This is a genomic window from Chelatococcus sambhunathii (assembly GCF_001418005.1).
Taxonomy (GTDB): domain Bacteria; phylum Pseudomonadota; class Alphaproteobacteria; order Rhizobiales; family Beijerinckiaceae; genus Chelatococcus_A; species Chelatococcus_A sambhunathii.
The window spans coordinates 82,288-90,209 of record NZ_LIOL01000012.1 but is presented as its reverse complement, the minus strand read 5'-3'; the positions used below and the strand labels follow the sequence as shown (position 1 = coordinate 90,209).

The window sequence follows — 7,922 nt, the reverse complement described above, 5'->3', positions numbered from 1 at the left end:
CCCGTCGGCAGCGGCACGACCTTCCTGCAGGCCAAGACCGCGAATGAGGTGCTGAAGGCCCAGGAGCGGCGCATCCGGCTTCAGAAGCTCAAGGGAGAACTCGTCGACCGCGCCCGGGCGGTGGCGGTCGTGTTTCGGCTGGCACGCGAGGAGCGCGATGCCTGGGTGAACTGGCCGGCGCGCGCGGCGGCGCTGATGGCGGCCGAACTCGGCGTGGAGGCGGCCGCCATGCAGAAGGCCTTGGAGAAACATGTACGCGCCCACCTCGACGAACTCGCCGAGGTCCGGCCCGAATTCCGGTGATGAAGATGGCCTGAGGGATTTCGAAGGCGCGGCTGAGATCCTGCGCGCCTGGGGCAACGGGATCCGACCGGATCCCGACCTCACCGTCTCGGAATGGGCGGACCGGCACCGGATGTTGGCGTCCCGCGCTTCGGCCGAACCGGGGCACTACCGCACAATGCGAACGCCCTACATGCGGGAGATCATGGACCGGCTGTCGCCCGGCGACGCGGCGCAACGGATCGTGTTCATGAAGGCCGCGCAGGTCGGGGCGACGGAAGCCGGCAACAACTGGATCGGCTTCGCCATCCACCAGGCGCCGGGCCCCATGCTCGCAGTCCAGCCGACCGTGGAACTGGCGAAGCGCAACTCGCGCCAGCGGATCGACCCGCTGATCGACGAGAGCCCCGAGCTCCGGGAGCGGGTCAAACCGGCCCGATCCCGCGACGCCGGGAACACGATGCTGTCCAAGGAATTCGCGGGCGGCATCCTGATCATGACGGGCGCGAACTCGGCGGTCGGTCTGCGCTCGACCCCGGCGCGCTACATCTTCCTCGACGAGGTCGATGCCTATCCGGCCTCGGCCGACGAGGAAGGCGACCCGGTGACCCTGGCCGAGGCGCGGTCGCTGACCTTCGCCCACCGGCGCAAGGTGTTCCTGGTCTCGACGCCGACGATCCGGGGGTTCAGCCGCATCGAGCGCGAGTTCGAGGCGTCCGACCAGCGCCGGTTCTTCGTGCCGTGTCCGCATTGCGGGGCGATGCAGTGGCTGAAGTTCGAGCGGCTGCGCTGGCAGAAGGGGCGGCCAGAGACGGCGGAATACATCTGCGAAGGCTGCGACAGAGCCGTCGCGGAGCACCACAAGACGGCGATGCTGGAGCGCGGCGAATGGCGGGCGACCGCCAGGGCCGCTGATCCCACGACTATCGGCTACCACCTCTCGGCGCTCTACTCGCCGGTGGGCTGGCTCAGCTGGTCCCGGGTCGCGCGCAGCTGGGAGGCGGCCCAGGGCTCCGACGAGGCTATCAAGGCGTTCCGCAACACCATCCTCGGCGAGACATGGGTCGAAACCGGCGAGGCGCCGGATTGGCAGCGGCTCTACGATCGCCGCGAGGCGTGGCGGCCAGGCACGGTGCCAGCGGGCGGGCTGTTCCTGACGGCGGGTGCGGATGTCCAGAAGGACCGCATCGAGGTCGATGTCTGGGCCTGGGGCCGAGGGCTCGAGAGCTGGCTCGTCGATCACGTCGTGATCGAGGGCGGGCCGGACCGGCATGACGCTTGGGACCAGTTGACGGCACTCCTCGACCGGTCGTGGCCGCATGAAAACGGCGCACACCTTCGGATCGCGCGGCTTGCCATCGATACTGGCTACGAAGCCCCGGCCGTCTACGCCTGGTCGCGCAAGGTCGGCTTTGCGCAGGTCGCGCCAGTCAAGGGGCTCGAAGGCTTCAATCGGTCCAGTCCGGTCTCCGGCCCCACTTTCGTGGATGCGACCGAGGGCGGGAAGCGCCTGCGTCGCGGCGCCCGGCTCTGGACGGTGGCGGTCTCGACCTTCAAGGCCGAAACCTACCGCTTCCTGCGGCTGGAGCGCCCGACGGCCGAGGAACGTGACGAGGGCGCGGCGTTCCCGCCCGGCACGATCCACCTGCCGACATGGGTCGAGAGCGAGTGGCTGAAGCAGGTCGTGGCCGAACAGCTGGTCACGGTGCGCACGAAGCGCGGCTTCGCGAAGCTCGAATGGCAGAAGCTGCGTGAGCGCAACGAGGCGCTCGATTGCCGAGTCTACGCCCGCGCGGCCGCCTGGATCGCGGGCGCCGACCGCTGGCCCGAAGAGAAATGGCGCGACCTCGAAGACCAGCTCGGGGCGGCCCCGACCGACAGCGATCCCGCCGGGCAGATCCACAGGCCGGGACAGGTACCCCAAGGCAAACGCCGTTCCGACTGGATCGGGCGGCGGGAAGGATGGTTCTGAGATGACCGACTGGACCGAAGCCGAGCTCTCGGCCCTGCGCCGGGCCTATGCCAGTGGCACGACCCGCGTCAGCTATGACGGCAAGTCCGTGGACTACGGCTCGGCGGAGGATCTGCTCGCCCGCATCCGCACCATCGAGCGCGCGATTGCCAGTGTGGGGCGGCCGCTTCCAATCGCCGGGCTCGCGGGCTTCTCGCGCGGGGATCGTTGATGGCGGTGAACTGGTTCGACCGCGCCATCGCTTCGGTCGCCCCTAGGGCCGCCGCGCGGCGTGTCCTGGCGCGACAGGCGTTCGAGACGCTCGCGCGCGGCTACGAGGGCGCCGCGCGAGGACGCCGCACGGAGGGCTGGCGTGCCTCTGGATCCTCGGCTGACACCGAGATCGGCGTGGCCGGGGCGCTCTTGCGCGACCGCATGCGCGACCTCGTCCGCAACAACCCGCACGCGGCCAAGGCCGTGGCCGTGCTGGTGAACAACATCATTGGCGCGGGCATCATGCCGCGCGCCGCGAGCGGCGACGACACGCTGGACCGCCGCGTCGACGATCTGTTCGAACGATGGGCCGAGGCCTGTGACGCCGACGGCCAGCTCGACTTCTACGGGCTTCAGACGCTGATCTGCCGTGAGATGGTCGAGGCCGGCGAAGTGCTGGTGCGCCGTCGCCTGCGCCGCGCTGCGGACGGCCTGCCGGTGCCGCTGCAATTGCAGGTGCTGGAGGCCGACTTCCTCGACGCCACCAAATCCGGCGCGCTCGGTGCGGGCCGCCTCATGCAGGGGATCGAGTTCGATCCGCTCGGCAGGCGCCGGGCCTACTGGCTCCACGCCGAGCATCCCGGCGACGCCTATGGCGCCCTGCAAAACGGCCTGCAGAGCCGGCCGGTCCCGGCGAGCGAGATCGCGCATGTCTATGAGAAGCAGCGCACGCAGGCGCGCGGCGTTCCCTGGGGCGCGCCGGTTATCCGCGCCCTTCGTGATCTCGACGATTACGAGGTGGCCGAGATCGTTCGCAAGAAGACCGAGGCTTGCGTCACCGCCATCGTCTTCGGGGACGACGAGGCGCAGCAGGGCATCGCCCCGGCGGTGGTCGACGCCGATGGCAACCGGGTCGAGCAGTTCGAACCAGGACTGATCGCCTATGCCCGCGGCGGAAAGGACATCCGCTTCAACCAGCCGGCCGCCACCGGCGGCTATGGCGAATACAAGCGCGCCAGCCTGCATACGATTTCGGCCGGGTTCCGGGTGCCCTACGAGCTACTCACCGGCGATCTCAGCCAGGTGAACTACTCCTCCATCCGGGCGGGGCTCGTCGAGTTCCGCCGGATGATCGACGCTGTCCAGTGGCAGCTCTTCATTCCGATGCTCTGCACCCCGGTCTGGCGCTGGTTCACCGAGGCCGCGTGGGCCGCAGGGCAGATCCCGACACCGGACGTGCCGGTCGAATGGTCGCCGCCCAAGTTCGAGGCGATCGACCCGCAGAAGGACGCGATGGCCAACCTGCTGGCGATCCGCTCGGGCACGATGACTCTGGCCGAGGTGATCGCCCGGCAGGGCCGCAATCCCGACGCCGTGCTGGCGGAGATCGCCGCGACGAACGCCAAGCTCGACGCCCTCGGACTCGTGCTCGACAGCGACCCCCGCCGCGTCACCAAGACCGGCAGCGCGCAATCGAGCGACCCGGCAACCGATCCGGAACCCGACACGGGGCAGCCGGACACCGCCCAACAGGACTGACTTCATGGACACGATGATCGAACTGCCGGCGCTTCGCCGGTCGGCGGAGCTTGCGCCGAACACCGTCGATGCCGACGCACGCACCGTCGAGGTGATCTGGTCGGCGGGCGCACGCGTCCGGCGGGCGAGCTTCTTCGGCGAGCCCTACGACGAGGAACTCAGCCTCGACCCTGCTCATGTGCGCCTCGACCGGCTGAACGCGGGCGCGCCGTTCCTGAAGGTGCATGAGATCGACACACTCGACGCCGTCATCGGCTCGGTGGTGCCCGGCTCGGCGCGGATCGAGAACGGCCGCGGCATCGCGCAGGTCCGCATCAGCGAGCGCGCCGATGTCGAGCCGATCTGGCGCGACATCCAGGCCGGGCACATCCGCGCGGTCTCCATCGGCTACCAGGTCCATCGCTTCGACATCTCCAAGCCCGACGGCGGGCGGGAGCTCTGGCGGGCGGTGGACTGGACCCCCTTCGAGATCTCAGCGGTCCCGGTCGGGGCCGACCCCGCCGCGGGCTTCCGCAGCCAGAGCCCGCTTGAAACCTGCGTCCTTCACCGCCGGGACGCGCCCTCAACCCCCCAAGGAGCATCCCCGATGACGGAGAAGACCCAGACCCCGGCCCAGACTGACGAGGTCGTGGCCGACCAGACGAGCGAAACGGCAGCGACCGAGGAGACCACCATGACCGACACGCCCCCGAGCGCGGCCGACACGCAGACCCGCGCGCGTCCGAAGACTGCCAAGCCCGAAGCCACGGATCCCGAGGCTGTGGCGAACCGCGCCCGCGAAGCCGAACGGGAGCGTGTCTCGACCATCTACGATCTGGCCGGTCGGCTGAACCTCGAGCGCGGCCTCGCCGAGGATCTGGTCAAGCGCGGCACCGGTCTCGACGAGGCGCGTCGCCTGATCCTCGATCAGGTCGCAGCGAAGTCGGAGGAGACGCGGACCTTCGGCCAAGTCTCCGTCCCGCTCGGTGGCCGGGATGAGCGCATCACCCGCCGCGATGCCGTGGCCAATGCGCTGCTGCACCGGTACAGCCCGACGCTGTTCCCGCTTGAAGATGCTGCCCGTCAGTATCGAGGCATGACGCTGCTGGAACTCGCCCGCGAAAGCCTCGGCAATGCCGGGGTGAACACGCGCGGCCTCTCGCGTGACGAGGTGGCGACGCGCGCGCTGCATTCGACCTCGGACTTCCCCGAAATCCTCGCGGCCGTCACCAACAAGACCCTGCGCCAGGCCTACGAGGCCTATCCGCGGACCTTCGCACTCTTCTGCCGTCAGGTTCTGGCGACCGACTTCAAGGCGATGCACCGGGTGCAGCTCGGCGAGGCGCCGCAGCTCCTGGAAGTGGGCGAGAGCGGCGAGTTCAAGCGCGGAACGCTCGGCGAGAGCAAGGAAAGCTACCGCGTGAAGACCTACGGCCGGGTTGTCGCCATCACCCGGCAGGTGCTGATCAACGACGATCTAGACGCCTTCACCCGGATCCCGGCGATGTACGGCAACTCCATCGCCCAGCTGGAGTCGGACGTGGTCTGGGGCATCATCACCTCGAACCCGGCCATGGCCGATGGCAATGCGCTGTTCCACACCACTCATAAGAACCTCGCGGGCACCGGTGCGGCGCTCGACGTCACCACCGTCGGCGCGGCTCGGGCGGCGATGGCGAAGCAGACCGGGCTCGACAAGAAGACGGTGCTCAACATCCGACCCGCCTTCCTGATCGTGCCGGCATCTCTGGAACTGAAGGCAGAGCAGCTGGTCGCTCAGAACCTCGTGCCTCCGTCGAGCGGCAACGTGGTGCCCCAGTCGATCCGCACGCTTAGCCCCATCGCCGAGCCGCGTCTCGATGCCGCCAGCGAGACCGCCTGGTATCTGGCCGCCAGCCCCAACCAGATCGACACGATCGAGTACGCCTATCTCGAAGGCCAACAGGGCGCCTACATCGAGACGCGCAATGGCTTCGACGTCGACGGGGTCGAGATCAAGTGCCGCCTCGACTTCGGCGCCAAGGCCATCGACTGGCGCGGCCTCTACAAGAACCCGGGCGCCTGATCCGGCCCCTTCCCTGACACCTGAACCCCGACGACATGGGCGGTCCTGACGGGCCGCCCTTCGTCTTTCCAAGAGGATCAAGCTCATGAAGAACTACGTCCAGCCCGGCAACACCATCACCCTGACCGCGCCCTATGCGGTCGTTTCCGGCGACGGCCTGCTCGTCGGCTCGATCTTCGGCATCGCGGCTGGCGCCGCCGCCAGTGGCGAACCCGTCGAGACCGCGCTCGTCGGCGTCTTCGACCTGAAAAAGGTCGCCTCGCAGGCGTGGGCCGCGGGCGACAAGGTCTACTGGGACAACACTAACAAGGAGGCGACGAAGACGGCCACCGCCAACACCCTAATCGGCGTTGCGACCGAAGCCGTCGCCGGTGGCGCCGGTGACGTCATCGGGCGGATTCGCCTGAATGGCAGCTTCTAAAAGAGGCGAGGAGCGCGGTAGCGCGACAGGGAGAGTAACGAATGTCAGCCATCGCCGCTGCGTTCCAGTCACTGTTTGCCGACCCGAACATGGCGCGGGACGCGACCTACACGCCAAAGGGCGGCAGCGCTATCTCCGTCCGGGTCGTCTTGCGCCGGCCCGACCGGGCCTTCGAATTCGGCGAGACACGGTTGCATGCCGCCACGACGCTGCTCGACATTCGCGTCGCCGACGCGCCCAACCTTGCCGAAGGCGACGGGTTCCAGTTCGACGGCGTTTCCTATGTCGTCCAGGGGGAACCGAGCCGCGATGCGGAGCGACTGATCTGGACGGCGGAGTTGCGCGAGGCATGAGGCTCTCGCTCAGCACGATCGGCGATCTCGGCAAGTTGATGAGCGACGAGATCAGGGCCGCCGAGAAGGCCGTTACGGCCGGGATCTCACAGGCCACCGAAGGCTTGAAGACCGAGCTCCGGACGCAGGTCACCTCGGCGGGACTGGGGCCGAGACTGGCGCGCACCTGGCGCGGACAAGTCTACCCCAGGGGCGAAGACAGCATCCGGGCGGCGGGACTCGTCTGGTCCAAGGCGCCGGGCATCATCCGCATCTATGAGAACGGCGCGACCATTCGCTCGAAGAACGGCTTCTTCCTCGCGATCCCGACAGCGGCCGCCGGCCGGTACGGCGATGGCGGGCGGAAGATTACGCCGGGCGGATGGGAGCGACGGACCGGGCAGCGGCTGCGTTTCGTCTACCGCCGCCACGGCCCTTCACTCCTCGTGGCCGATGGGATGCGTGCGAGAACAGGCAAGCGTGGCGGGTTCACGCGCGCGAGCGCTTCGGCACTACGAACGGGCCGGGGATTAGTGACCGTGCCGATGTTCATCCTGGTTCCGCAGGTCACGATCCGCAAGCGTCTCGATGTGGCCGGCGCCGCCGAGCGCTGGGTCAACCGGCTACCCGGCCTGGTTGTCCGCAATTGGGTTTCTGATGGAGACGGAGGCCGCTGATGTCTCGACGTGAACAGATCCTCGCCGCACTCGCAGCTGTTCTCGCGGGCCAGTTGGCGGCGCCGGTGCGGCGCAACGAGGTGCTGCCCGAGAAGGTTCCCGCCGCCGGTCTTGTCATCCTGCGCGATGGCGAACCCGGCGAACCCGACATCACCCTCAATCCCCGCACCGAGTTCTACGCGCACCGGGTCGAGCTCGAAGTCTATGTGCCGCGGGATCCCAGCGGCGGCGGCGAAGCGGCACTCGATCAGCTGCTTGGTGCGATCGGGGCCGCCCTGCGTGTCGATGAGACGCTCGGCGGCCTCGCCGAGAACCTGACGCCATCGGCCCCGGAGACGGGCGCGCTCGCTCTCGAAGGCGCGCCGCCGATGCTGACCGCCCGGATCATCGTCACGATCGAATACCTGGTGAGCGATCCGCTCATCACCTGACGCAACCACGACCCAATCACGGACAAGACGGG

At 68.6% G+C, this 7,922-nt stretch carries 8 protein-coding genes and 1 pseudogene; all 9 read left to right on the top strand.

Annotation, left to right across the window (positions count from 1 at the left end; translation table 11 throughout):
- Positions 1 to 303, top strand: a pseudogene (locus tag ASC46_RS18210) (hypothetical protein); the annotation flags it as partial.
- Positions 251 to 2,254 carry a phage terminase large subunit family protein gene (locus tag ASC46_RS18205; RefSeq protein ID WP_055460719.1) on the top strand — a complete coding sequence of 668 codons (2,004 nt, stop codon included), beginning with the start codon at positions 251 to 253 and terminating at the stop codon, positions 2,252 to 2,254. The pseudogene ASC46_RS18210 and the gene ASC46_RS18205, both read left to right, overlap by 53 nt.
- A 1-nt stretch (position 2,255) precedes the next feature.
- Entirely contained in the window at positions 2,256 to 2,465 is a 210-nt protein-coding gene (locus ASC46_RS18200) for a phage head-tail joining protein (RefSeq protein WP_055460718.1), read from the top strand.
- Positions 2,465 to 3,985, top strand: a complete 1,521-nt coding sequence (locus ASC46_RS18195) for a phage portal protein (protein ID WP_055460717.1) — start codon at positions 2,465 to 2,467, stop codon at positions 3,983 to 3,985. Before ASC46_RS18200 ends, ASC46_RS18195 begins: the two co-directional genes overlap by 1 nt.
- 4 nt (positions 3,986 to 3,989) lie before the next feature.
- Entirely contained in the window at positions 3,990 to 6,029 is a 2,040-nt protein-coding gene (locus ASC46_RS18190) for a prohead protease/major capsid protein fusion protein (protein ID WP_055460716.1), read from the top strand.
- 85 nt (positions 6,030 to 6,114) lie between these two features.
- The gene (locus ASC46_RS18185) at positions 6,115 to 6,450 is read left to right on the top strand and encodes a DUF2190 family protein (RefSeq protein ID WP_055460715.1); all 336 of its coding nucleotides are present in this window, start codon (positions 6,115 to 6,117) and stop codon (positions 6,448 to 6,450) included.
- 41 nt (positions 6,451 to 6,491) lie between these two features.
- On the top strand, positions 6,492 to 6,803 hold the full coding sequence (locus ASC46_RS18180; protein WP_055460714.1) for a head-tail joining protein: 312 nt from the start codon (positions 6,492 to 6,494) through the stop codon (positions 6,801 to 6,803).
- Entirely contained in the window at positions 6,800 to 7,459 is a 660-nt protein-coding gene (locus ASC46_RS18175) for a DUF6441 family protein (protein WP_055460713.1), read from the top strand. Before ASC46_RS18180 ends, ASC46_RS18175 begins: the two co-directional genes overlap by 4 nt.
- Complete coding sequence (locus tag ASC46_RS18170; protein WP_210166018.1) at positions 7,459 to 7,890, top strand: hypothetical protein; 432 nt, start codon at positions 7,459 to 7,461, stop codon at positions 7,888 to 7,890. Before ASC46_RS18175 ends, ASC46_RS18170 begins: the two co-directional genes overlap by 1 nt.
- Positions 7,891 to 7,922 lie beyond the last annotated feature (32 nt).

Excerpts from the sequence above, each read along its gene's own strand:
- ASC46_RS18205 (WP_055460719.1), top strand. The coding sequence starts at position 251 with ATGTACGCGCCCACCTCGACGAACTCGCCGAGGTCCGGCCCGAATTCC.
- ASC46_RS18200 (WP_055460718.1), top strand. The coding sequence starts at position 2,256 with ATGACCGACTGGACCGAAGCCGAGCTCTCGGCCCTGCGCCGGGCCTAT.
- ASC46_RS18195 (WP_055460717.1), top strand. The coding sequence starts at position 2,465 with ATGGCGGTGAACTGGTTCGACCGCGCCATCGCTTCGGTCGCCCCTAGG.
- ASC46_RS18190 (WP_055460716.1), top strand. The coding sequence starts at position 3,990 with ATGGACACGATGATCGAACTGCCGGCGCTTCGCCGGTCGGCGGAGCTT.
- ASC46_RS18185 (WP_055460715.1), top strand. The coding sequence starts at position 6,115 with ATGAAGAACTACGTCCAGCCCGGCAACACCATCACCCTGACCGCGCCC.
- ASC46_RS18180 (WP_055460714.1), top strand. The coding sequence starts at position 6,492 with ATGTCAGCCATCGCCGCTGCGTTCCAGTCACTGTTTGCCGACCCGAAC.
- ASC46_RS18175 (WP_055460713.1), top strand. The coding sequence starts at position 6,800 with ATGAGGCTCTCGCTCAGCACGATCGGCGATCTCGGCAAGTTGATGAGC.
- ASC46_RS18170 (WP_210166018.1), top strand. The coding sequence starts at position 7,459 with ATGTCTCGACGTGAACAGATCCTCGCCGCACTCGCAGCTGTTCTCGCG.